The sequence below is a fragment of the Candidatus Dormiibacter sp. genome, from assembly GCF_050999135.1.
GTDB classification, from domain to species: Bacteria; Chloroflexota; Dormibacteria; order Dormibacterales; family Dormibacteraceae; genus Dormiibacter; species Dormiibacter spiritus.
The window spans coordinates 19,349-40,096 of sequence record NZ_JBPCPN010000034.1 but is presented as its reverse complement, the minus strand read 5'-3'; the positions used below and the strand labels follow the sequence as shown (position 1 = coordinate 40,096).

Below are 20,748 nucleotides of genomic sequence, written 5' to 3'. Positions count from 1 at the left end.
CCCGGCTCATTCTTCGCTACGCGCGTGACTTCTACGATCGAAGGTGATGACGCTGGACTACGCTGGGGCCCTCGAGCGAGCTCGCAGCCTGGCAGCGGCGGGGCGGCGCGTCCTGGGCCTCGCGGGCATGCCCGGCAGCGGCAAGTCACATCTGGCCCAGCGCTTGGTCGCCGACCTGGACGGCCGGGCTGTCTGCGTCCCGCTGGACGGATTCCATCTTGCGAACTCGGAGCTGGAGCGGCGGGGCCGTCGGCAGCGCAAGGGAGCGCCCGACACCTTCGATTCCGCGGGTTACTGCCAACTCCTGCGCCGTCTGCGCCGGCAGCGACCGGACGAGCTGATCACTGCTCCCGCTTTCGACCGCGGCCGAGAGGAGACAATGGCCGATGCGATCAGCGTGGTAGCGGAAGTGCCGTTGATACTCACCGAGGGCAACTACCTCCTGCTTCCCGGTCATGGTTTCGGCCAGGTGCTGCAACTGCTCGACGAGAGCTGGTACGTGGAGTGCCCGGAGTCCGAACGCGTCCGGCGTCTGATCTCCCGCCACCGGGCATACGGCAAGACAGCGGCCGAAAGCCCGGGAATGGGCACTGGGCAGCGACCGCGCCAACGCCGAACTGGTCGGCGCCCACCGACTGAGAGCACGCTTCACTGTCCGCGGCTGACCGCCCGGCAGCAGCGGAGGTCCTCTCACGACCGGGGGACCGATCAGAGAAGCGCCGCGCTCCTTTGCCTTCCGGGTGGCGCCTCCTTCCTGGTTCGAAAGGAGTCCCTGCGGGTCCCCTAAGCCGATGTTCACCCGCCGCCCCGCCGGTGACCGATCCAGCCGCCGCTATTGCGGTCGCCGTCGGTTCAGCGACACTTGAGATATGCGGTCCCGCCGGCTGGAGCCTCACGAGAGCGGCGTTCGAAGCCTGGTGCACGGTGATGGCTACCTGTCGTACCGCAGCCTCGCCGAAGCGCCGGCCGACCCCGATGGCATAGTGGTCCTGGAGGGAGACGACGGCGGCCAGATCTATCTGAAAGTGCCGGCGCGAGACGTGCGCTGCTCGGAAGAGCGCCTCGACGGTCTGCTGCGGGAGATCGATGCAGCGCAGTGGAAGGACCCCAGCATGGCCCACGTCTACCACGAGCGCAGGCCACTGGATGGCGTCGTCTCGGGCGGAATGGGCGGCGGCGAGGCGAATGGCCGGCTCTGGATCCACGGGCGGCTGCGGGACCGTGCCGCGCGGATCGCGACCGTCTTGGACGGTCCGTCCGCCTAGCGTCCTAGGCGGTCCGACGCGGCGCTTACCGGCTGCCGTCTCGGTCAGTAACTGACAGCATCCGGCACAATGCCGCCCATGCCCGAACGACCGGAAGAGGACCTCCGCGAGTTCGCCCGAGTCGCTCACCAGGCTGTCGACTGGGCCTGCGAATACCTCTCCCAGGTACGCGACCGGCCGGTGCTGAGCGCCGCGGCTCCGGGCGACATTCGCTCCGCCCTGCCGGCAGCGCCGCCGCAGCAGGGAGAGCCGCTGCGGGCGTTACTGGCCGACTTCGAGCGGATAGTGCTCCCGGGCATCACAAACTGGAACCATCCTCGCTTTTTCGCCTACTTCGCCAACACCGGCTCCACCTCAGGCATCCTGGCCGAGCTGCTGATCGCCACGCTGAACGTGAACGCGATGCTCTGGCGCACTTCTCCGGCCGCAACCGAGGTTGAGGAAGTCGCCTGCGCGTGGCTGCGGCAGGCAATGGGTTTGCCCGCCGACTTCTTCGGCCTGATCAACGACACCGCGTCCTCCAGCACCCTCTACGCCCTGGCCGCAGCCCGGGAGGCCGCGGGGTTGAGCGCCCGCAGCCAGGGCGTCGATGGCAGGCGCCTGCGCCTCTACACATCGGCCGAGGCGCATTCGTCGGTTGAGAAAGCCGGCATCGTGCTGGGGATCGGTCAGCAAGGCGTCCGCAAGGTCCCGGTCGACGAGCAGATGCGGCTCGAAGTCTCGGAGCTGAAGCACATGCTCGCCGAGGATCGCGCCGTCGGCCTGCAGCCCTTCGCGGTTGTGGCCACTGTCGGCACCACCTCAACCACCTCGATCGATCCCGTGCCGGCGATCGCCGACATCTGCGAGCGCGAGGGCCTCTGGCTCCACGTCGACGCCGCCTATGGCGGAGCCGCGGCCGTGCTGCGGTCGCACCGGCACGTCCTCGCGGGTACCGACCGGGCCGACTCCCTGGTCATGAACCCTCACAAGTGGCTCTTCACACCGATGGACTGCAGCGTCCTCTACTGCCGGCGACCCGAGGTGCTGAAGAACGCCTTCAGCCTGGTGCCTGACTACCTCACCACCAGCGAAGGAGATGAGGTGCGCAACCTGATGGACTACGGCACCAGCCTGGGCCGGCGCTTCCGGGGCCTGAAGCTGTGGTTCGTGCTGCGGGCGTTCGGCCTCGAGGGAGCCAGCCGGGTCATAGCCTCGCACCTCGCAATGGCCCAGCAGCTGGAAGCCTGGGTTCGGGACGACGCCGACTTCGAGCTGCTGGCGCCTGTCCCCTTCAGCACCGTCTGCTTCGCCCACCGGGAAGGGGACGCCCGGACCCAGGCGATCGTCGAAGCTGTCAACCGCGACGCCACGGTATTCGTCTCCCACACCCGGGTCAGAGATCGCTACGCGATCCGGATCTCGATCGGCAACCTGGCGACCAGCCTGGACGACGTGCGCCTGGCCTGGCAGAAGGTACGCGCCGCGCCGGACTGATTCAGAGCTGGAGGAATTCGCCCCTCTCGCGCAGCCGCGTCAGATCCGAGCAATCAGCCCGGAGGTCGGCCGAGCGGTCGGCGGCGTGCTCAGCCAGGTACAGCTCTACCTCGTGAGATCTCGACTCGCCGGATCTTTCCACCCAGATCCTGTAGTCGTAGCTGGACGCGAGCTGCCGGCGGCAGGCCCCCAGGCCTTCCACCAGCACCATGCCCCCCGCCGCCAGGTGCTGGGGGTGGCCGCTGGCATCCTCAAACTCCGCCGCTGACCCGCGAACAAGCTGGAGCAACACCCGGCTGCGGAGGCGGCGCCAGTCCACCGAGCCCTCGTCTCCCTCAGCGACAAATTGAGACAGGGACACCACCTTCAGATGGGGATCGTTCTCGCTCAGCGCCTGGGCCAGCTGCGGGCGGCCCCCGGCGTCAGTGCCGTCCAATCCCACCAGCAGGGTCAGACGACGCCGCGGCCGTGCGTGCAGCCTGGCCAGCAGATCGCGCACCCTGTCCACTCGCACGGTCAATTCTTGCCGAACTGGGAGAAGTTGCGCCCCGGCCGCCGAGCATCTGGCTTAGATTGACCCGATGCCCACTGCAGTCCATGCCGACGCCCTGCTGGACCCCGAGACCGCAGAAGGTCTCCGGCCGGCCACTGTGCTCATCGACGACGGTCGTGTCGTCGCGGCGGGGCGGCGGGAAGAGATCCAGGTGCCGCGCGACGCGGTCGTCGTTGACGCCGAAGGCCTCACTCTGCTCCCGGGCCTCATCGACTGCCACGTGCACCTCTGCTTCCCCGGCACCGGGCTTGACCTCGGCGAGCGCCTCGCCGCGCCGGCCAGCCTGGTGGTCCTGCAGGCGGTGGATTCCTGCCGTAAGACGCTCAACGCAGGCTTCACCACTGTGCGTGACGCCGGCGGCACCCCGAACGGGGTCCGGCTGGCCGTCGAACGCGGCCTCTTTCCCGGGCCTCGACTGGTGCTTGCGATTCAGATCCTGAGCCAGACCGGCGGCCACGCCGACAACCACTTTCCCTGCGGCGTCACCGTCAACTGGAACCCGACGCCTGACCTCCCGCCGCCGGTCGTCGACGGCGTCGAGCCGATGCGCCAGCGCGTTCGCCACCTGATCCGCGAGGGCGCCGACTGGATCAAGCTCTGCACCTCTGGCGGCGTGCTCTCGCCCGGCGACTCGCCGCACCACGCCACGTTCAGCCCCGAGGAGATCACCGCTGCCGTGACCGAGGCGGCCACGCAAGGCCGGCGCGTCATGGCCCACGCCCAGGCGGCCGCCGGGATCAAGAACGCGCTTCGCGCCGGCGTCGCGACTATCGAGCACGGCATCTGGATCGACGATGAGGCGCTGCAGCTGTTCAGCGCGGGCGGTCAAGCTTTGGTGCCGACCCTGGTGGCGCCGCGCTGGGTGATCCGCCACGCCGAGGCGGGCCGCATGCCGGCCTGGGCGGCGGCCAAGGCGCAGGACGTGGGTGCCGACCATGACGCCAGCATCAAGCGTGCGATCGAGGCCGGGGTGGAGATCGCCTTCGGCACTGACACTGGCGTTGGCCTGCAGGGGACCATGGGCGAGGAGTTCCTGCTGCTGCGCGAGCTCGGCATGCCGCCCGCTGACTGCCTGCGCACCGCCACGACGGTGGCCGCCAGGGTGCTGCGCCTCGAGGGCCAGGTGGGGACGCTGAAGCCGGGCGCTTACGCTGACTTGATAGGCGTGCCGGGCGACCCGCTCCAACGGCTGGAGCTGCTGGCCGATCCCGCCAGCGTGCACCTGGTCGTGAAGGGCGGCGAGGTGGTTAAGGCGCGACCGGTCTAGCGGGACTACGCTAAACGGCCCACAAGATCTGGTTCGCTAGCCTGAGCCGGAAATGTCCGGCGTTGGGCCCAGCAAACAACCCCACAGCTCCCAGCTGGTAGCGAGTGAGCCGCAGGCTGCGCGGAGAGCCTCAAGCCTTCGAGCAGAGCCGCTGTATTCAAAGGCGGCTTGGGTGTTACTCCTGATCCTTGGCCTGCTGCCCGTCCTCGCCTCGATCCTCGATCTGATCGGCATCCGAGCCAACGGAGTCCCTTCCGACCACCGGGCGGCCTTCGCCGCCGTGGCGCGCATGGATTGGACCGCTGCCACGGCCGCGTCAACCGGAGTGACCAGGTATGTCTCCCTGCTGGAAACCGGCTACGCGCTCCACGAGCTGGTCTTCGGTCTCTTGTTCCTGATCATCGTGGCCATCCCCTTCCGCCAGGGAGAGCGCTGGGCCTGGTTCGCTTGCTGGGTAGTCCTGGTCGCCGATGTCGGGTACACCTTCACCTTCGGCCGCTATGACAGCGCCATCCTCCGCAACAGCGTCATCGCGGATCTGGCGCTGCCGATCCTGCTGCTCCTGCAGGTGCCGCGTTTCTTCCGGAGGTCGTGGTCCTAAGCATGCCTTTCAAGTTGATTGCACTCGTGCTGCCGCTGTCCTTGGACGCATTTGCCGTCTCTGCCGCTCCCGGGATTGGCCTTGGGGTACGGTGGCCGATGAGGCATTCGGTCTGACGTGAATAGCCGGATCTTCGAGCCCGTGACCGAGCACGCCGAACACCAGGTGCTGCGCCGGCAGCCTGGATTCGAGTTCACGCCCATACTGCTGGGCAAGGTTTCGTCCCTCATCGTTCGACCGCCCACCGGCGGCTGGGCGGTGGTCGCATTCATGGTCCCACTCTTGACCGGTCAAGGAGATTCAACAGACGTGGCCGAATCTCATCTGACCACCGAGGCCGTCGCCGTCACCCGATTAGCGATCGACGATGGCCGCGCTTTGGACGGGGCCGAGCTGACCTACGAGTGGCGAGACGGCGGCTGGCGTGAGGTACTACACCCAGCTTGGTGGCTCCCCGTCAGATCCTGATTCCGAGGTCAGCATCGACGTCTGCGGTCCGAGTACCTAGCTTTCGGCTGCTTGCCACGCAGCCGGCCCTTGGCTTTGACCACCAGGTCGACCGACCCCAAACAGATCGCCCAGCTCGGCGATCGTGGGCTGACCGGCCTCATTCAGCGCCCGTAGATGGTTTTGTTGACGCGTCGGGGAAAAGGCATCGCCAGCCGTCTCCCGACGTTCGCGGCGGATCCCCTCATCGCTGTCGGAGACGTAGCGCAGCCCCGCCTCACGGGCCGTCGCCACCGCCTCGTTGTGAGCCGCCTCCCCGGCCGTCTTCCCCACTTCCAGCGCCGATACGAACAATCGCCCTGGCAAGCTTTCGGCGCCGAAGAGGGCTGGTAGCCTGACAGCGACTCACTCAACATTGGCCCATCGACAAAGGAGCCTTCATGTCCCGAACCGTCAAAGACGTCATGACCGAAAAGCCGCTGGCCCTGCAGGCCGGCACCACGCTGGTCGAAGCGGCCCTGGCCATGCGCAACCACGATGTCGGCAATGTGCTGCTGCTGGACAACGACACGGTGGTCGGGATCGTCACCGATCGCGACATAGTCATCCGCTCCGTGGCGGAGGGCCAGGACCCGGGCCAGACCGTGCTGGCTCAGATCAGCAGCCGCGACCTCACCTCGCTCAGAATGGACCAACCCGTCGAGGAGGCTGTGAAGCTGATGGAGGAGCGGGCAGTGCGCCGCCTGCCGGTGCTCGACGAGGCCGGCCGGCCGCTGGGCATCGTCTCGATCGGGGATCTCGCCGTGGAGCGAGACCCTAGCTCCGCTCTCGGCCAGATCAGCGAAGCCGAGCCCAACCGCTGAAGTGGACGCCGGGAGCAACCAAGGACAGCGGCGCTGTGGCGTCATCTTCGACGTCGACGGCACCTTGGTCGACTCCACCTACCTGCACACGCTGGCCTGGGCCAGAACCTTCCGGGAGGCCGGTCGTGAGGTCGAGACCTACAGGATCCATCGCGCTGTCGGAATGGGCTCCGACCAACTCATCCCGGCTCTGATCGGGCGTGAACAACCAGAGCTGAGCGAAAAGCACACCGAGCACTACCGCGGACTGGGTGACGAGGCACGGGCCTTTCCCAGAGTCTCCGAGCTCCTTCGCTCGCTGCACAGCCAGGGGCTGCAGGTGATTCTCGCCACTTCCGCCAAGCCGGAGGAGCTGAAGCGGTTGCTGGCCAAGATCGACGCCGACGACACGATCGATCGCGTGGTCAGCTCCGAGGAAGTTTCCACCAGCAAGCCGGCGCCGGACATCTTCGAGACCGCGCTCGAGCAGTCCGGGCTGAACGCTGGTCAGGCACTGGTCGTGGGCGACTCGGTCTGGGACCTGAAGGCCGCCAGTCGCTGCGGCCTGCCGGCCGTGGCGGTAGTCTGCGGCGGCACATCCCGCGCTGAGTTGGAAGAGGCGGGGGCCGTTCGCGTCTACGAGGACCCGGCCGAGCTGCTGGCCGACCTCCGGGGCTGGACGCAGCTGATCCAAGCCCCAAACTGACGTAGCGGCCTAGGGCGCGCCCCCCGGCAGCGGGCCGGCCGACGGGCCCGGCCTCTGCTCATGCTCGCGGTCTGCCTCCAGCGGATCGACGGCTCTGGCCTCGACGCCCGTGCGCAGTTCCTCCACGTCGTGCTCGGCTTCTCGATCCTCCATGTAGCCGAGGTCGACCGCGGTGTTGGGATCGTCAGTGCGCACCACAGTTTGCGGGGGGTTGGGTTCCGCCCACCGCAGGTCTTCGGCGTACTCCTGCTCTTCCGAACTCAGAACTGGGTCCAAAGCCGGATCTGTGGCAGCAGCTTCAGACGCAACCTCTGTTTCCGACAGGCTCTCGTCAAATTGATTACTCATCGCGTCGGCTCAGCGGTGCAGGATGTCGAACAGGAAGGCTCGGTATTCGCGGATGGTCAGCCGCAGCCCTTCAGTGTCGCGGGATCTGTCCGTCGCTTCCCGCAGGCCGGCCCGCCGGCGCTCGTAGGCCTGCCGGATCCGATCCATCGTCTCACCGACGAGCGCGTCGGCCTCGTGCACCGCAGCGTGCGGATCGTCCACGAAGGACCCCTGGACGCTGTCCCAGCGGCGGCGCAGATCATCCTTGTCGGACTCGCTCACCGCCGGCGTCCCCGGACCGCTCGGCTCGGCCGCTTCGTTTTGTGGCCGCGCCTCGGCTGGCACGGCCCCGCTGCCGGCCGGCCGGGCCTTGGCCGCGCCCGTCATCGCATCCCGGTCGTCAGCCGGCCGCGCCTTCGCGGCCGCTACCGCGCCTGGCCGTTCCTCAGAACCAGGCTCTCTTGGCTCGGCTTCGCCACCGGGCTTTGGCCAGAGCCTGCCCTGCCGCTCGTCTGGCACGGGCTCGGCGCCCTCAGGCTCCAGCCCCGGTCGCCTCTCTTCTTCAGGCCGCTCCATGGTCCCTCCTTATGTTCCGCTGCCCGCATCCGGCGAGCGTGGTGCTGAGACGTGAATCGTCCAGTGAGGGTACGCGAGCGGGAGGAAGCACTTCTCTTTCGAGTCATGGATGGTGGAAGGATCTGCCACCGCTTCGAGACCATCTGCCATCACGTTCGCATAACGTGCTGTCCTCGACGGTAACCGTCCGCTTCTTGCAGCGAACCCTGCAGGCTGATATCGTGACTGTAAAGTTTGGTCAGCGTCAAAGTGAGGAGGAGACACACATGTGCATGAGCTGCGGCTGCGGTGAACCGAACGAGCGTCATAAGCCGGGCGACATAACGCTGGACGACCTGAAGACGGCGGCCAGCAATCACGATCTCGAGGTGGAGCAAACGGCTGACAATATCCACGACCTCGCTCGCGACCTGAAGCAGTCAGGCCAGATCACTTAGCGCGCATCGGATGCCGGGCGGCCTCAGGCTGATCGCCGGAGGCCGTTTTTCTCATGGAAGACCCTTCAGGTCTGCCGCTTCCCCGACTGCGCGCGGCCGCCCGAGGTTGTCGGGCTTGCGATCTCTGGCAGAACGCGACGCAGACTGTCTTCGGTGAAGGCGAGCCGGCGGCTCGCCTGCTGCTGGTGGGAGAGCAGCCGGGCGATCATGAAGACCGGGAGGGCAGGCCCTTTGTCGGACCTTCCGGAGCACTCCTGGACCGAGCCCTGGAGGAGGTCGGTATCGCCCGCCCGGACGCCTACGTGACCAACGCCGTCAAGCACTTCAAGTGGGTTCCTCGCGGCAAACGGAGGCTCCATCAGAAGCCGAACGCGGCTGAGATTGGCGCCTGCGCCCCCTGGCTGGAGGCGGAGGTGGCGGCGGTGCGACCGCAGCTGCTGGTAGCGCTGGGCGCCACAGCCGCGCAGGCCCTCTTTGGGCGCTCCTTCCGAGTGCTCGCCCAGCGGGGCCAGATGCTGAGCACAGTGCTCGGCCTTCCCGGCCTCGGCACCGTACACCCCTCCTCGATCCTGCGGGCCCCTGATGAAGAGGCTTACCGGCTGGCTTACCAAGCCTTCGTCAAAGACCTCCGGGTGGCGGCGACGGTGATCTCTGGCGGCTGAAGGGGCGGCTCACTGCTTGCGCTGGATCGCCCGGGCCAGATCTTCCTTACCCATCCGCGACGCCCCCTCGACGCCCAGCGAACGCGCCCGCTCGTACAGCTCCTGGCGCGTGTGGCCGAGGACGTCCACCCCGCCGAAGGTCTCTCTCTCACCGCGGCGCGCCTGCTCCCCACTGAGCGCCGCCTGGGGATCGCTCGGCCCCGGCTCCGCCTTGGGCTCCCAGTGATCGCCTACCTTCTCGTGGGTGTGTTTCACAGCTGACCAGGCAGTGCGATACGCCCTCTCCCCCTTCGCCGTACTGCTCCTCAGCGCTGGCATGAGTCTCCACGAACGTCCGCTGGGCCTTGGTATCGGAGCGCTTCAACGTCGAGGGCAGCTCCTCATCAGCGCCCGATTGCTTGGCGGTTCTTCTCGGCATGCTGCCGGCAACCTTAGCGTGCCGGCGCAGCCTGACTGGCCGATCCGGCCGGCGAAGCGTCTGCCGGCGCCTGTAGCGTTCCGGCCATGAGTGAAGTCAAGTTCGGTGTCCAGCTCCATCCCCAACACACGACCATGTCCGACATGCGGCGAGCCTGGCGAGCTGCTGACGAGTTGGGCGTCGACAGCATCACGACCTGGGATCACTTCTTCCCGCTCTATGGGGATCAGCAAGGGGCTCATTTCGAGGGCTGGACAACCGTTGCCGCCATGGCCGCTGACACCCAGCGAGCACAGGTTGGCATCCTCGTCACCTGCAATACCTATCGCAATCCCGACCTGCTGGCTGACATGGCCAGGACTGTCGATCACATCAGCCAGGGCCGCACGCTGCTCGGTGTCGGCGCCGGCTGGTTCGAGCACGACTATCGGGAGTACGGCTACGACTTCGCCACGGCCCCTGAGCGGCTGCGCGCGTTTGAGGACTCCCTGCGGCGGATCAAGGCGCGGCTCGGCAAACTGAATCCGCCGCCTTTGGGCCGGCTTCCGATCCTCATCGGAGGCGGCGGCGAGAAGGTGACCCTTCGGCTGGTGGCCACCTACGCGGACATGTGGAACTCGGTGACCAACGATCTCGAGGTGTTCCAGCGCAAGCTGGCGATTCTCGACAGCTGGTGTGAGAAGCTCGGCAGGGATCCGCGAGAGATCGAACGATCGGTGCTCTTCGAACCTGAGCAGGTCGCCGACCCGAGCGGATTCATCGCCGCCGGCGCCGGACACCTGATAGTCCAGTGGCGGCACCCGTTTTCGATCGAGCCGATAGCCAAGTTGCGTGAGCGCCTGCGCCAGTCGGACAGAGAGGCGGCGTCGGCCCAATCCTGACGTAGCAGCAGGACTTTTGGCGGACGACGCTCCCTAACATGCAGGGGAGCGCTGTCACAAGTAGTTCCAGCGCCAGAGGCGCTTTTTCTCAGGGGGAAACGATGACCGAGCAGACCATGCCGCCGCAGAAGCAGCGCCAGCCTGATCGACAACATGCCATGGATCCCCTGGCTTCGGACGACTCCTCGTATATGGCGGGCCAGATCCTGCACCCCAACGGCGGCCAGGTGGTCAATGGCTAAGGCCGCAGGCCTCGTTGTCGGGCTGGGCGGGGCGAGTGTCGGCCTGGCGGTTCTGGCCGCCCGGCGCCAGCGGGAGCTGCTGGACCTGAGCGACCGCACGGCACTGATCACCGGCGGTTCCCGCGGCCTTGGCCTTCTCATCGCACGCGAGCTCATCCGGCAGGGCTGCCGGCGCGTCGCCATCTGCGCGCGGGACCTGGACCAGCTGGGCCGGGCCCAGGAATTGCTCAGCACCGAGGGAGTCCAGGTAGTGGCCCTTCCCTGTGACGTCAGCGACCAGCAGCAGGTTGAGCACCTCATCCAGCAGGTGGAGGAACGGCTCGGTGCAGTCGACCTGCTGGTCAACAACGCTGGCGTCATCCACGTCGGCCCCCAGGCGGCTCTCACCGAGGCCGACTACCGGGAGGCACTCGACATCATGTTCTGGGGAGTCCTCCGGCCGACGCTCGCCGTGCTGCCGAGCATGCGGCGCCGGAACGCCGGCCACATCGTGAACGTCACGTCCATCGGCGGCAAGATCAGCGTGCCCCATCTCAGCGCCTACAGCACTGCCAAGTTCGCCGCTGCTGGGTTCTCGGAGGGCCTGCACGCCGAGCTCGCCCACGAAGGGATCGCGGTCACCACAGTTGTTCCCGGGCTCATGCGAACGGGCTCGCACCTTAACGCCAAGTTCAAGGCCGACGCCGACTACCCGCTCTTCGCCCTCGGCGCCAGCTTGCCGGGAATCTCGATGGACGCGGAGCGGGCCGCCCGGCAGATAGTCGCGGCCGCCCGGCGCGGCGCCGCGGAGGTCATCCTTTCCCTCCCGGCCAAGATGGCTGTGCGCGTGAACGGGGTCGCCCCTGCCGCAGTCAGTCGTGCCTTCGCATTGGTGGCACGCGTGCTGCCGGCGGCGCCAGCACAGGCCAGCCCAGCCAGCAGCGGGCGCGAGCTGGAGCAGAGAAAACCGAATGCCGCCCTGCATCTCGCAACGGCTCTATCGCGAAACGCGGCTCACCGCTTCAACCAAGTCCAGCCCTAGCAGCGCCGGAGACTTGGCGCTAGAGTAGTACATACGTATGACCCAGGGGCTTGCCGAAGGCACCAGCGTCAGGGAGCAGATCATCCGCGCAGCGGCTGAATCCCTGCTCGACGCCGGCTACTCTGGCACCAGCGTCCGCGCCATTGCCCATCGCGCCGGCATCGCGATCGGCAACCTGCAGTACTACTTCCCGAACAAGTCAGAGCTCCTGGTTGCCGCCTGGCGCTATCTCACCGACCGCTCGGTGGAGGAGCTGCGCACGGCGCTGAACCAGGTGAACGATCCGCTCGAGGTGCTGCAGTTCGGGGTGGAGTCGATCTGGGGAACGCTGCGCAGCCTGGGCGACATGCAGCTGGCAGCGTTCGACCTGATGGTTCAGGCTCCCCGCACCGAACGATTGCAGGCCTACCTGCCTGAGCTCTTCACCCGATACCGCGACGTGATCCAGGAGCAGATCGACCGCCTCGAGCGTGACGGCCGCGTCAGGTTGAGCGTGGACCGCGACATAGTCGTACCGCTGGTGTTGAACACGGTGCTCGGCTTCGGTCTCTACTACGTGGTCACCCGGGACGACGAGACCTGCCTGCGGACGCTGCAGGCGTTTCCCCAGCTGGCCCGGTCGTTGGTCGAGCCGGTCCCTGCGCCAAACGCGGCGGCCGGCGAGGAGAGGGCATGACGACTGCGGGCCTCCGCCTGGAGGAGGCCGATCTGAGCGCTCTGGAGCAGGTCTGGCAGGGCGACCTGAAGGACACCTACCGGCTCTACCGGCGCGAGGCCGACCATCTGGCTGCCCTGGCTGCGACGCTGGTCGAGCGGGCAGTGGCTCTGCAGCAGCTGGGCGGAGAGCCGGCGCCGCCCCCGGAGCTGTTGTTGGGCGACCTCTGCCTCGCCCGCGCCTCCCGCCTTTTGGCGGAGACCCGAGATCAGGCTCTCCAGGTCGGGTTTGCCCGCGTGGTAGAGCGCACGGCCGCCAGCGCCGCCGGTGGCTTCAAGTCGCCACCGGTGCGCCAGCAACTGTTGGAGCTGCTGGCCAATTCACGATGATCAGCACCCGGCGCCTTGCCTTCGCCAGCACTCGGGAGATCAACTTCCTCGATCTGACCGGTCGCCTCCAGGCCGAGGTCACCGCCTCGGGTTTGACGCAAGGGCGGATCTTCATCCAGTCCCTGCACACCACGCTGGGCCTGACGCTGAACGAGAACGAGCCGCTGCTGCTCGCCGACCTGGAAGCGATGCTCGAGCGCCTCTCGCCCCGGCATGGCGCGTATGAGCACGATGACTTCGCCCGCCGCGTCGGCATCCTCGCCGACGAGCCGCGCAACGGCCAAGCCCATTGCCAGCAGCTCCTGCTGCAGCCCTCGTGCACGATTCTGGTCGAAAACGGCCGGCTCGTGCTGGGCCGCTGGCAGTCAGTGTTCGCCGTGGAGTTGGATGGCCCCCGACAGCGGGAGGTAGCTGTCCAGCTGGAGGGTGTGTTCGACGCCAGCCGCGGCCGGGAGTCCGATCAAGAGCTGGTCGAACTGGAATTGAGCCGTCAGCTGCTCGTCGACATGGAGCTCGTACGTCAGCCGATGCAGCGCTTGGTGGAAGCGGGCGGCAAGCGCGTGCGGCCGCGGCTGGTCATGCTCTCGGCCCGGCTCGGCCCCGATCATGATCCTCTTCGCGCCGCTCAGCTTGCGGCGGCGGTTGAGCTGATCCATGATGCGACGCTCGTGCACGACGACTACGTGGACCAAGCCGCCACGCGTCGGGGCCGGGCCAGCGTGGCCTCGGCCGAGGGGCCCGAGCGTGCCATTGCCGTGGGCGATTACTATTTCGCCAAAGCGACGCGGTTGATAGCGGAATTGGGCAATCAGACAGTCACCGCGACCATCTCCCAGGCGATGGAGGAAATCTGCCTCTCGCAAATCGACGACGTGCGTTTGCGCGGCGTTTATCCCGGCGACTACGGGATGTACCTGCGGGTGGTGCGAGGCAAGACGGCAGCTCTGTTCGCCGCCGCCTGCCGGGCCGGCGCTCAGCTCGCCAACGCGCCGGCGGACGTGTGCCAGCGACTGGAGCGCTTTGGGGAGGTGCTCGGCATCGCCTTTCAGATGAGTGACGACCTGCTCGATTACAGCTCGACCTCCGGCAAGCCCGCGGGTCAGGATATTCGCGAGCGGGCGGTCTCCCTGCCGCTGATCTATGCGACGGAGCACGATCGGTTTGGAACTCGGGTCAAGGAGCTGCTGGACGGCACCCTCGGTGAGCCGGAGGTGGCGGAAATCCAGCGCCTGGTCGGGCAGAGCGGCGCGCTGGAGCGCGTTTCCGAAGAGGCCCGCGGGCTGGTCTCAGCCGCGGTGCGAGAGCTCGAGCAGGTCGACCTGAACGGAGTGCGCCCGGCGCTGATCTCGCTCGCGGAAGCCACTGTCGACCGCGTGGCCTAAATCACTGCAGCCGTTCGTCGGGGCTCTGGTCAGGCCTTGCCGCTGAGCAGCCCCACAGTGCGAAATGTCAGCAGCTTCAGTTCCACCTCCCGCCAGCCGGCCTGGCGGCCGAGCTCGACCAGCTCCTCAGGGGTGCGGTAGGTGTCGACGGTGTCCGTGAGATAGCTGTAGGCCTGCCGCTCGCCTGAGATCCAGCCGCCGACCGGGATCAGCACATGGCGCAGGTAGCGTCGGTAGAGCGCTCCGATAAGGCCGCGCGGCGGCCTCACGAACTCCAGCACCAGCGTCCGTCCGCCAGGCTTTACGACCCTGCGCATCTCACGCAGGCCCAAGAGCGGGTCCGCGTAATTGCGGAGGCCGAAGCCGACCGTTACGGCGTCGAAAACTTGGTCGGCGAAGGGCAGGTTCAGCCCGTCGCCGCGCAGGTAGGAGACGCTCGGCTGTTTGCGAGCTGCCACTCGCAGCATGTTGGCCGAGAAGTCCAGCCCCACCACCAAGCCTTCCGCCGCCCGCCGCTGCAGAGCGCCGGCCAGCTTGCCGGAGCCGCAGGCGACGTCCAACACTCGAGCCTGCGGACCCAACCGGGCCGCCTTCGCGGTGGTTCTCCGCCAGCGGGCGTCGGACGCTGCGGAGAGGAGGCTGTTGTTGAGGTCGTAGCGCTGAGCGATGCGGTCGAACATTGCCTGGACCGCCACAGGGTCCCGCTCAGCCATAGTCCGGCGCTGACAAGAGCACGCCTCAATGTAGGGGCACGGCCGGTGGCACGGCTCGGCGCCGCGACCACGGTCCAGAGCCCAATGGACCGGCTGGTCAGGTGCGGGAAGGCCGCCGGGTACGTGTGTAGGGTGTGTGTGGTGGCCAGGCTGAACGTGTACGTTCCGGACGAGCTGGCCGAAGAGGCCAGGCGGGCCGGCTTGGGCGTGTCGGCGGTCGCCCAGGAAGCCATCCGCCGCGCCCTTGCCGCTCGTTCCACGGACACCTGGCTGGCCAGGTTGCGGCCGGCGCCTCCCCACCTGGCGACGCACGAGAGCGCGCTGAGCGCGTTGGATGCGATTCGAGACGAGCTTCCGACCAAGCATGCCTGAGGCGGTTGTCGACGCCTCCGCGCTTATCGACCTTCTGCTGGGTGAGGCCCTGGGTGAGGCGGTGGCGGCCCGCTTGGCCGGCCACCAGCTGCACGTCCCCGCTCATACCGACGCGGAAGCGCTTTCCGCTCTGGCCCGCCTGCATCGGGCTGGCGAGCTTGACGCCGACGCTGTCGAGACTATGCTCGCCTACCTGGCCGCGGCACCGCTCGAACGTCATCCCGTGAGTGAACTGCTGCCGGGCGCCTGGGCCAGGCGCCAAAGGCTGCGGCTGGCGGATGCGCTGTACGTCGAGCTGGCGGCCTCACTCTCGCTGCGGCTGGTCACCACCGACAGCCGCCTGGGTTCGCTGCCCCTGGTCGATGTGGTGGAGCGTTAGGACGCCGCTCCTCGTCAACCCTGGCCTTAAGCTGGCCGCCATGAGGAGCTCCGCGCTGGTCCTCCTGACGCTGCTCCTAACGACATGCGCGTGCGGGGGCGGGCAGACCAGCGGCCCGACCCCCAGAGCAACGGCCGCCACTCGGGCGACTGCCACGCCGGCCCCCACACCGACGCCGCAGGCGCCCCTCACCCTGACCGGCCTGTTCCACGCTCAAGGCGGCCCCCCGGGAACCTCCTCGCACATCCGAACGCTGATCGCCACCGGCGATGTAATCCCGGCCCGGCTGGTCAACCTGGAGGCGAGCCGCCGGGGCGACTACGCGTGGCCCTTCCGCCCGACGGCCGACTTCGTGAAGAACGCCGATGTGACCTACATCAACCTCGAGTCGCCGCTGCTCCAGGGCTGCGTGCCGGACGGGCGTCCGAGCCTCAACTTCTGCGGCGATCCCCGCTGGACCCAGGGGCTGCAGATGATCGGCACCAAGGTGGTGAACGTGGCCAACAACCACGTCAACAGCGGCCGGCCGGTGACTGAGACCAAGGCGCTCCTGGAGCAGAACGGCATGCAGGTGACCACCGATCTGGGGCCGCCGGTGGTGCTGGACGTGAGGGGCCTCAAGATCGCCTTTGTTGGCTGCCGGGCTGTCGAGAACGGTTCGGTGGACAGAGCTCAGCTGAAGGCCGTGATTCAGCAGGCCAGACAGCTGGCCCAGATAGTAGTGGTGCAGTTCCACTGGGGCAAGGAATATGAGCGGCAGCCGATGGTCGCGCCTGGCATCGCCCCCGACCAGCCGATCGAGCTGGGTCATCTCGCCATCGACGCCGGAGCCGACCTCGTGATCGGTAACCATCCACATTGGGTCCAGGGCGTCGAGGTCTACCACGGCCACCTCATCACCTATGCGCACGGCAACTATGTGTTTGACCAGGTGAACTGCTTCCCTGGCATCGGCAGCGATTACCGCACCTACTGCTCCGAGGACACCCGGACCAGCGTGATCGGGACCTACACCTTCTACGACGACAAGCTGGTCGCCGCGTCCTGGAAGCCGACCTACACCGACACCGCCCTCCAGACACAGTGGGCGGATCCCGACCGCAGCCAGAAGGTGCTCAAGACGATGGAAGACGCCAGCGTCCAGCTGGCCCAGGGCCAGGGGGAACCGACCAGCTGAGCTTGTGGCCCGTGACAGCCGAATCTGAAGGATCCGCCCGCCCCAGAGCCACCCCACGAAGCAGGCTTGGTGGGAGCCTGCGGCCTGCTCCACATCCGACCGTACCGTCCCTCAGCCGGCCCGTTCCCAGATTGAGGCGATGCCCTGGCCTACGCCGATGCACATGGTGGCGAGCCCGAACCGCTTCGCTCGGGTCTGCAGCTGGCTGACCAGCGTGCCGACCAGGCGGGCGCCGCTGCAGCCGAGTGGGTGCCCCAAGGCGATCGCGCCCCCGTTGACGTTGACGCGCTCCGGCTCGAGGCCCAGCTCCTGGATGCAGGCAAGGGCCTGACTGGCAAAGGCCTCGTTCAGCTCCACGAGGTCCAACTGACTCGCTGCCAAACCGGCCTGGGCCAGCGCCTTGCGCGTGGCCGGCACCGGGCCGATGCCCATGAAGTCCGGGTGCACCCCTGCCGCGGCCGCTGCCACGAGGCGGGCCAGCGGCTTCAGGCCACGTCGCTCCGCCTCGGCAGCAGACATCAGCACCAGAGCTGCCGCTCCGTCGTTGAGCGGTGAGGCGTTGCCAGCGGTAACCGTTCCCTCTTTGGAAAAGATGACCGGCAGACGGGCCAGCGCCTCCAGCGATGCATCAGCCCGTGGTCCCTCGTCCTGGCTCAGCAGCTGCGGAGCGGCTTTCCGTTGGGGTACTTCGACCGGAACGATCTCGGCGTCAAAGACACCCCCCTGCTGGGCGGCCACCGCCCGCTGGTGGCTGCGCAGGGCGAACTCGTCCTGCGCCTCCCGGCTGATCCCGTACCTGGCCGCCACGCACTCCGCCGTCTCCCCCATCTGGAGCGTGCCGTACATCTCGGCCAGCTTCGGGTTCACCAGCCGCCAGCCCAGGGAGGTGTCGAAGGCGGTCTGCGGGCCGCGGGGGAAGCCAGCCTCCGGCTTGGCCATCACCCAGGGCGCCCGCGTCATGCTCTCCACGCCGCCGGCGACCATCACTGAGGCGCTGCCGGACTGGATCTCTCGAGCGGCACTGATGCAGGCCTGCATGCCTGAGCCGCAGAGCCGGTTCACCGTCTGCCCCGGCACCTCGACCGGGAAGCCAGCCAGCAGAGCCGCCATGCGAGCCACGTTGCGGTTGTCCTCGCCCGCCTGGTTGGCGCAGCCGAGGATGACGTCGTCGACCTCGGCTGGCGCGACGCTGGCGCGCCCCACCGCAGCGCCGAGCGCCAGGGCCGCCAGATCGTCCGGCCGCACCGACTTCAGCTGGCCGCCGTAGCGACCCATCGGCGTTCGGGCGAACGCCACCACCACTGCCTCCTGCAGGGCTGGCATAAGTTAGCGGCGGCGCTCGACGAAGGCGCGAACCCGCTGCCGGAATTGGTCGGATTCCATCATCACGCCCTGGAGCAGGAACTCGAAGTCGATCGCCTCCTCGAGCGTCGTGCTGGCTGCATGGTTGACTGAGCGCTTCATGGCGGCCAGGGCTTGCGTGGGTCCGGTCGCCAAGCGAGCCGCCAAGTCCGCGACGTAGCTCTCCAGGTGGTCGGCGGGCAGGATGCGGTTGATCAGACCCAGCCGCTCAGCCTCCTCGGCCGGCAGGTCGTCGCCTGTATACATGAGCTCGAGGGCCTTGCCGGCCCCGATCAGGCGGGGCAGCAGCCAGCTGGCGCCGCCGTCCACAGTGAGGCCGATGTGAACAAAGGCCTCCCGCAGATAGGCGCTCGAGATCGCATAGCGAAGGTCACAGCAGAGCGCCATCGACATTCCAATGCCGGCCGCGACACCGTTCAGGGCGGCGATGGTGGGCTTGGGCATTTCGTGCAGCCCGAGCAGGATGCTCTCGTACTCCCCCCGAATCCGCTCGGCCGCGCTGGCGCCCTCCTGGAACTCCACCACGTCGGCACCCGCACAGAAGGCTTCTCCGCTGCCGATGAGCACAACCACCCGCGCCTGGGAATCGCGCTCCGCTCGCCGAACTGCTTCGGCCAGAGCCGCCCGCAGCTCGGCATTGACTGCGTTCCGCTTCTCCGGCCGGTTGAGCCGGAGCCAGGCAACTCCGTCCTTCACCTCGTACTCGAGCACGGCTTGCGTCTCGGTGCGCTCGCTCATTCGGTCATCTGCCCTTGAACTCCGCCTGGCGCTTTTCGAGAAAGGCGTGCATGCCCTCCTTCTGATCTTCAGTGGCGAAAAGGAAGTAGAAGTTCTTGCGCTCGGCCGCCAGCCCTTCCTTGAGCGGCAGCTCCAGCGACTGGTTGACCGCCTCCTTTGCCAGCCTGGCTGCCAGGGGCGCCTTGGCGGCCAGCTGCTGGGCCAGCTGGACGGCCACGCGGATGGTGACCTCGGCCGGAACCACCCGGTTCACCAAGCCAAGCTGATAGGCGCGCTGTGCTTTGATCGGCTGACCGCCGAGGTTCACCTCCATGGCCACGTACTTACCGGCGGTCCGCGGCCAGCGCTGCGTGCCGCCGGCGCCGGGGACGATGCCCAGGTTGATCTCCGGCTGGCCGAAGCGGGCGCTGTCGCCGGCGATGATGAGATCGCACATCAGTGCCAGCTCGCAGCCGCCACCGAGCGCATAACCGTTCACCGCCGCTATCAGCGGCTTGCCGAACGAGGTGACCTTGCTCCACCGCCCTGTCTGGTCTCGCTGCACCTGCTCGACGGGAGTGCGATCCGCCATGTCGGCGATGTCGGCCCCGGCGGCGAAGACCTTGGGGCCGCCGGTCAGCACGGCTGCGCCCACCAGTGGATCGCTGTCGAAAGCGTCCAGGGCCTGCGTCAGCTCAGCGATCAGCGCCGGGCTCAGCGCATTCAACACCTTCGGCCGGTTGAGCGTGATGACCGCGACAGCGCCCTCGCGCTCCACCAGCAGGTTTTCGTAATCCATGAGCTCGACTGTATCGCCTACAGCTTCAGCTTCGGTCTGAGAGGCGCACGTATCATCACCAGCGTGCCGGCAGCACTGCGTGACAGCTTCGGGCGGGTCGCTGACGATCTGAGGATCTCGGTCACCGACCGCTGCAACTTTCGCTGCGTCTACTGCATGCCTGCCGAGGGTCTGCGCTGGCTGGCTCGGGAGGACATCCTCCGCTTCGAGGAGATTCACCGGCTGACGCGCATCTTCGTCCAGCGCTACGGCGTCAGGACCATCCGGCTGACCGGCGGCGAGCCACTGGTTCGGGTGCGCATCGAGGAGCTGGTGGCCATGCTCAACGCACTCGATCCCAGCCTGGACATCACCATGACCACCAACGGCGTGCTGCTGCGGCAGAAGGCGAAGTTGCTCCGCGAGGCCGGACTGAAGAGGGTCAATGTGTCGCTCGACACGCTGCACGCCGACCGCTTTGCCGAAATCGCCCGCCGGGATGCTTTTGCGCGCACCATGGACGGCCTGGCAGCGGCCGAGGAGGCGGGACTACGACCGCTGAAGCTGAACCTGGTGGTCATGCGCGGCGTCAATGACGATGAGGTGCTCGACTTCGCCCGGCTGGCCCGCGAGCGCGGCTACGAGGTGCGCTTCATCGAGTACATGCCGCTCGACGGCCAGGGCCGCTGGAACAGCGACCTGGTGGTGCCCAACCGCCGCCTGCAGGAGCAGATCGAGGACCTCTTCCCGCTGGTGCCTGCCCAAGAGGGCAAGGCAGCTCCCGCCCAGAGCTTCAAGTTCGCTGATGGAGCGCCTGGCGGCGTGGGCTTTATCTCCTCGGTCTCGGACGCCTTCTGCTCTTCCTGCAACCGGCTGCGTCTGTCGGCCGAGGGCGGGCTCAGGACCTGCCTCTTCTCAATGCGGGAGACGCCCCTGCGCGATCTGATGCGCCAGGGCGCGTCGGATGACAGCTTGGCGCGCGTGATCGAGGCTGCTGTCTGGCAGAAGGAGGAAGGGGGGGCGCTGCACATCTCTGACAGCTCCTACCAGGCGCCCGCCAAGAGCATGTCGCAGATCGGCGGCTGAGCTCCCGTCCAGAGGGT

28 protein-coding genes and 1 pseudogene are annotated in these 20,748 nt (G+C 67.6%); 20 read left to right on the top strand and 9 right to left on the bottom strand.

Going from position 1 to position 20,748, the window contains the following annotated elements; all coding sequences use genetic code 11:
- Window positions 1–46: 46 nt before the first annotated feature.
- The 3 genes from ACR2MZ_RS08885 (at window position 47) to ACR2MZ_RS08875 (ending at window position 2,741) form a co-directional block, all read left to right on the top strand.
- Window positions 47–787, top strand: a complete 741-nt coding sequence (locus tag ACR2MZ_RS08885) for an ATP-binding protein (protein ID WP_434004692.1) — start codon at window positions 47–49, stop codon at window positions 785–787.
- Window positions 788–869: 82 nt separating this feature from the next.
- Complete coding sequence (locus tag ACR2MZ_RS08880) at window positions 870–1,265, top strand: hypothetical protein (protein WP_434004691.1); 396 nt, start codon at window positions 870–872, stop codon at window positions 1,263–1,265.
- 78 nt (window positions 1,266–1,343) lie between these two features.
- Window positions 1,344–2,741, top strand: coding sequence for a pyridoxal phosphate-dependent decarboxylase family protein (locus ACR2MZ_RS08875; protein ID WP_434004690.1), 1,398 nt, complete (start codon window positions 1,344–1,346; stop codon window positions 2,739–2,741).
- 1 nt (window position 2,742) lies between these two features.
- On the opposite strand, the gene ACR2MZ_RS08870 is transcribed toward ACR2MZ_RS08875, so the two are convergent.
- On the bottom strand, window positions 2,743–3,255 hold the full coding sequence (locus ACR2MZ_RS08870; protein ID WP_434004689.1) for a nucleoside/nucleotide kinase family protein: 513 nt from the start codon (window positions 3,253–3,255) through the stop codon (window positions 2,743–2,745).
- Window positions 3,256–3,322: 67 nt separating this feature from the next.
- On the opposite strand from ACR2MZ_RS08870, the gene ACR2MZ_RS08865 reads away from it, so the two are divergent.
- The 3 genes from ACR2MZ_RS08865 to ACR2MZ_RS08855 all read left to right on the top strand — a co-directional run bounded on the left by ACR2MZ_RS08865 (window position 3,323) and on the right by ACR2MZ_RS08855 (window position 5,630).
- Complete coding sequence (locus tag ACR2MZ_RS08865; protein WP_434004688.1) at window positions 3,323–4,561, top strand: metal-dependent hydrolase family protein; 1,239 nt, start codon at window positions 3,323–3,325, stop codon at window positions 4,559–4,561.
- 172 nt (window positions 4,562–4,733) lie between these two features.
- Window positions 4,734–5,162 (top strand): hypothetical protein, encoded by a 429-nt coding sequence (locus tag ACR2MZ_RS08860; RefSeq protein ID WP_434004687.1) that lies wholly within the window; start codon window positions 4,734–4,736, stop codon window positions 5,160–5,162.
- A gap of 117 nt (window positions 5,163–5,279) precedes the next feature.
- Complete coding sequence (locus tag ACR2MZ_RS08855; RefSeq protein ID WP_434004686.1) at window positions 5,280–5,630, top strand: hypothetical protein; 351 nt, start codon at window positions 5,280–5,282, stop codon at window positions 5,628–5,630.
- 36 nt (window positions 5,631–5,666) lie between these two features.
- Here ACR2MZ_RS08855 and ACR2MZ_RS08850 read toward each other — a convergent pair whose 3' ends face one another.
- The gene (locus ACR2MZ_RS08850; protein ID WP_434004685.1) at window positions 5,667–5,975 is read right to left on the bottom strand and encodes a hypothetical protein; all 309 of its coding nucleotides are present in this window, start codon (window positions 5,973–5,975) and stop codon (window positions 5,667–5,669) included.
- Window positions 5,976–6,049: 74 nt separating this feature from the next.
- Between ACR2MZ_RS08850 and ACR2MZ_RS08845 the strand changes: the two genes are divergently transcribed.
- Both ACR2MZ_RS08845 and ACR2MZ_RS08840 read left to right on the top strand, forming a co-directional pair.
- Complete coding sequence (locus tag ACR2MZ_RS08845; protein WP_434004684.1) at window positions 6,050–6,472, top strand: CBS domain-containing protein; 423 nt, start codon at window positions 6,050–6,052, stop codon at window positions 6,470–6,472.
- 1 nt (window position 6,473) lies between these two features.
- A complete protein-coding gene (locus tag ACR2MZ_RS08840; protein WP_434004683.1) occupies window positions 6,474–7,157 on the top strand; it encodes an HAD family hydrolase in 684 nt (227 codons plus the stop codon).
- Window positions 7,158–7,166: 9 nt separating this feature from the next.
- On the opposite strand, the gene ACR2MZ_RS08835 is transcribed toward ACR2MZ_RS08840, so the two are convergent.
- Together ACR2MZ_RS08835 and ACR2MZ_RS08830 are read right to left on the bottom strand one after the other, a co-directional pair.
- Window positions 7,167–7,505, bottom strand: coding sequence for a hypothetical protein (locus tag ACR2MZ_RS08835; protein WP_434004682.1), 339 nt, complete (start codon window positions 7,503–7,505; stop codon window positions 7,167–7,169).
- 9 nt (window positions 7,506–7,514) lie between these two features.
- Window positions 7,515–8,060, bottom strand: coding sequence for a hypothetical protein (locus ACR2MZ_RS08830; protein WP_434004681.1), 546 nt, complete (start codon window positions 8,058–8,060; stop codon window positions 7,515–7,517).
- A 266-nt stretch (window positions 8,061–8,326) separates the two neighbouring features.
- Between ACR2MZ_RS08830 and ACR2MZ_RS08825 the strand changes: the two genes are divergently transcribed.
- Together ACR2MZ_RS08825 and ACR2MZ_RS08820 are read left to right on the top strand one after the other, a co-directional pair.
- Window positions 8,327–8,497, top strand: coding sequence for a hypothetical protein (locus tag ACR2MZ_RS08825; RefSeq protein ID WP_338180864.1), 171 nt, complete (start codon window positions 8,327–8,329; stop codon window positions 8,495–8,497).
- 53 nt (window positions 8,498–8,550) lie between these two features.
- Window positions 8,551–9,159, top strand: a complete 609-nt coding sequence (locus ACR2MZ_RS08820; RefSeq protein WP_434004680.1) for a UdgX family uracil-DNA binding protein — start codon at window positions 8,551–8,553, stop codon at window positions 9,157–9,159.
- Between the two features lie 9 nt (window positions 9,160–9,168).
- Here the strand turns inward: ACR2MZ_RS08820 and ACR2MZ_RS08815 are convergent.
- Window positions 9,169–9,577 (bottom strand): annotated as a pseudogene (locus tag ACR2MZ_RS08815) (ChaB family protein).
- Window positions 9,578–9,663: 86 nt separating this feature from the next.
- On the opposite strand from ACR2MZ_RS08815, the gene ACR2MZ_RS08810 reads away from it, so the two are divergent.
- The 6 genes from ACR2MZ_RS08810 (at window position 9,664) to ACR2MZ_RS08785 (ending at window position 14,147) form a co-directional block, all read left to right on the top strand.
- Window positions 9,664–10,458: an LLM class F420-dependent oxidoreductase gene (locus ACR2MZ_RS08810; RefSeq protein ID WP_434004679.1), complete on the top strand. Its 795-nt coding sequence runs from the start codon at window positions 9,664–9,666 to the stop codon at window positions 10,456–10,458.
- 101 nt (window positions 10,459–10,559) lie between these two features.
- Entirely contained in the window at window positions 10,560–10,700 is a 141-nt protein-coding gene (locus ACR2MZ_RS08805; RefSeq protein ID WP_434004716.1) for a hypothetical protein, read from the top strand.
- Window positions 10,693–11,721 (top strand): SDR family NAD(P)-dependent oxidoreductase, encoded by a 1,029-nt coding sequence (locus tag ACR2MZ_RS08800; protein WP_434004678.1) that lies wholly within the window; start codon window positions 10,693–10,695, stop codon window positions 11,719–11,721. Before ACR2MZ_RS08805 ends, ACR2MZ_RS08800 begins: the two co-directional genes overlap by 8 nt.
- 37 nt (window positions 11,722–11,758) lie before the next feature.
- Complete coding sequence (locus tag ACR2MZ_RS08795) at window positions 11,759–12,397, top strand: TetR/AcrR family transcriptional regulator (protein WP_434004677.1); 639 nt, start codon at window positions 11,759–11,761, stop codon at window positions 12,395–12,397.
- A complete protein-coding gene (locus ACR2MZ_RS08790; protein ID WP_434004676.1) occupies window positions 12,394–12,765 on the top strand; it encodes a hypothetical protein in 372 nt (123 codons plus the stop codon). Before ACR2MZ_RS08795 ends, ACR2MZ_RS08790 begins: the two co-directional genes overlap by 4 nt.
- Window positions 12,762–14,147 (top strand): secondary thiamine-phosphate synthase enzyme YjbQ, encoded by a 1,386-nt coding sequence (locus ACR2MZ_RS08785; protein WP_434004675.1) that lies wholly within the window; start codon window positions 12,762–12,764, stop codon window positions 14,145–14,147. The genes ACR2MZ_RS08790 and ACR2MZ_RS08785 overlap by 4 nt, the downstream gene beginning before the upstream one ends.
- Window positions 14,148–14,176: 29 nt before the next feature.
- Here the strand turns inward: ACR2MZ_RS08785 and ACR2MZ_RS08780 are convergent, their stop codons facing one another.
- A complete protein-coding gene (locus tag ACR2MZ_RS08780) occupies window positions 14,177–14,860 on the bottom strand; it encodes a ubiquinone/menaquinone biosynthesis methyltransferase (protein WP_434004674.1) in 684 nt (227 codons plus the stop codon).
- 84 nt (window positions 14,861–14,944) lie between these two features.
- Between ACR2MZ_RS08780 and ACR2MZ_RS08775 the strand changes: the two genes are divergently transcribed.
- Genes ACR2MZ_RS08775 through ACR2MZ_RS08765 form a run of 3 tightly spaced genes read left to right on the top strand, consistent with a single transcriptional unit; the run spans window position 14,945 to window position 16,788 of the window.
- Window positions 14,945–15,232, top strand: coding sequence for a type II toxin-antitoxin system CcdA family antitoxin (locus ACR2MZ_RS08775; protein ID WP_434004715.1), 288 nt, complete (start codon window positions 14,945–14,947; stop codon window positions 15,230–15,232).
- The gene (locus ACR2MZ_RS08770) at window positions 15,195–15,611 is read left to right on the top strand and encodes a type II toxin-antitoxin system VapC family toxin (protein ID WP_434004673.1); all 417 of its coding nucleotides are present in this window, start codon (window positions 15,195–15,197) and stop codon (window positions 15,609–15,611) included. Before ACR2MZ_RS08775 ends, ACR2MZ_RS08770 begins: the two co-directional genes overlap by 38 nt.
- 40 nt (window positions 15,612–15,651) lie before the next feature.
- Entirely contained in the window at window positions 15,652–16,788 is a 1,137-nt protein-coding gene (locus tag ACR2MZ_RS08765) for a CapA family protein (protein WP_434004672.1), read from the top strand.
- Window positions 16,789–16,899: 111 nt separating this feature from the next.
- Here the strand turns inward: ACR2MZ_RS08765 and ACR2MZ_RS08760 are convergent, their stop codons facing one another.
- The 3 genes from ACR2MZ_RS08760 to ACR2MZ_RS08750 are packed head-to-tail and all read right to left on the bottom strand — an operon-like array spanning window position 16,900 to window position 19,666.
- Window positions 16,900–18,102 (bottom strand): thiolase family protein, encoded by a 1,203-nt coding sequence (locus tag ACR2MZ_RS08760; RefSeq protein ID WP_434004714.1) that lies wholly within the window; start codon window positions 18,100–18,102, stop codon window positions 16,900–16,902.
- A gap of 12 nt (window positions 18,103–18,114) precedes the next feature.
- On the bottom strand, window positions 18,115–18,888 hold the full coding sequence (locus ACR2MZ_RS08755; RefSeq protein ID WP_434004671.1) for an enoyl-CoA hydratase/isomerase family protein: 774 nt from the start codon (window positions 18,886–18,888) through the stop codon (window positions 18,115–18,117).
- Window positions 18,889–18,892: 4 nt separating this feature from the next.
- Window positions 18,893–19,666: an enoyl-CoA hydratase-related protein gene (locus ACR2MZ_RS08750; protein WP_434004670.1), complete on the bottom strand. Its 774-nt coding sequence runs from the start codon at window positions 19,664–19,666 to the stop codon at window positions 18,893–18,895.
- A 63-nt stretch (window positions 19,667–19,729) separates the two neighbouring features.
- Here ACR2MZ_RS08750 and moaA point away from each other — a divergent pair, with 63 nt between their 5' ends.
- Entirely contained in the window at window positions 19,730–20,731 is a 1,002-nt protein-coding gene (gene moaA, locus ACR2MZ_RS08745) for a GTP 3',8-cyclase MoaA (protein WP_434004669.1), read from the top strand.
- Window positions 20,732–20,748 lie beyond the last annotated feature (17 nt).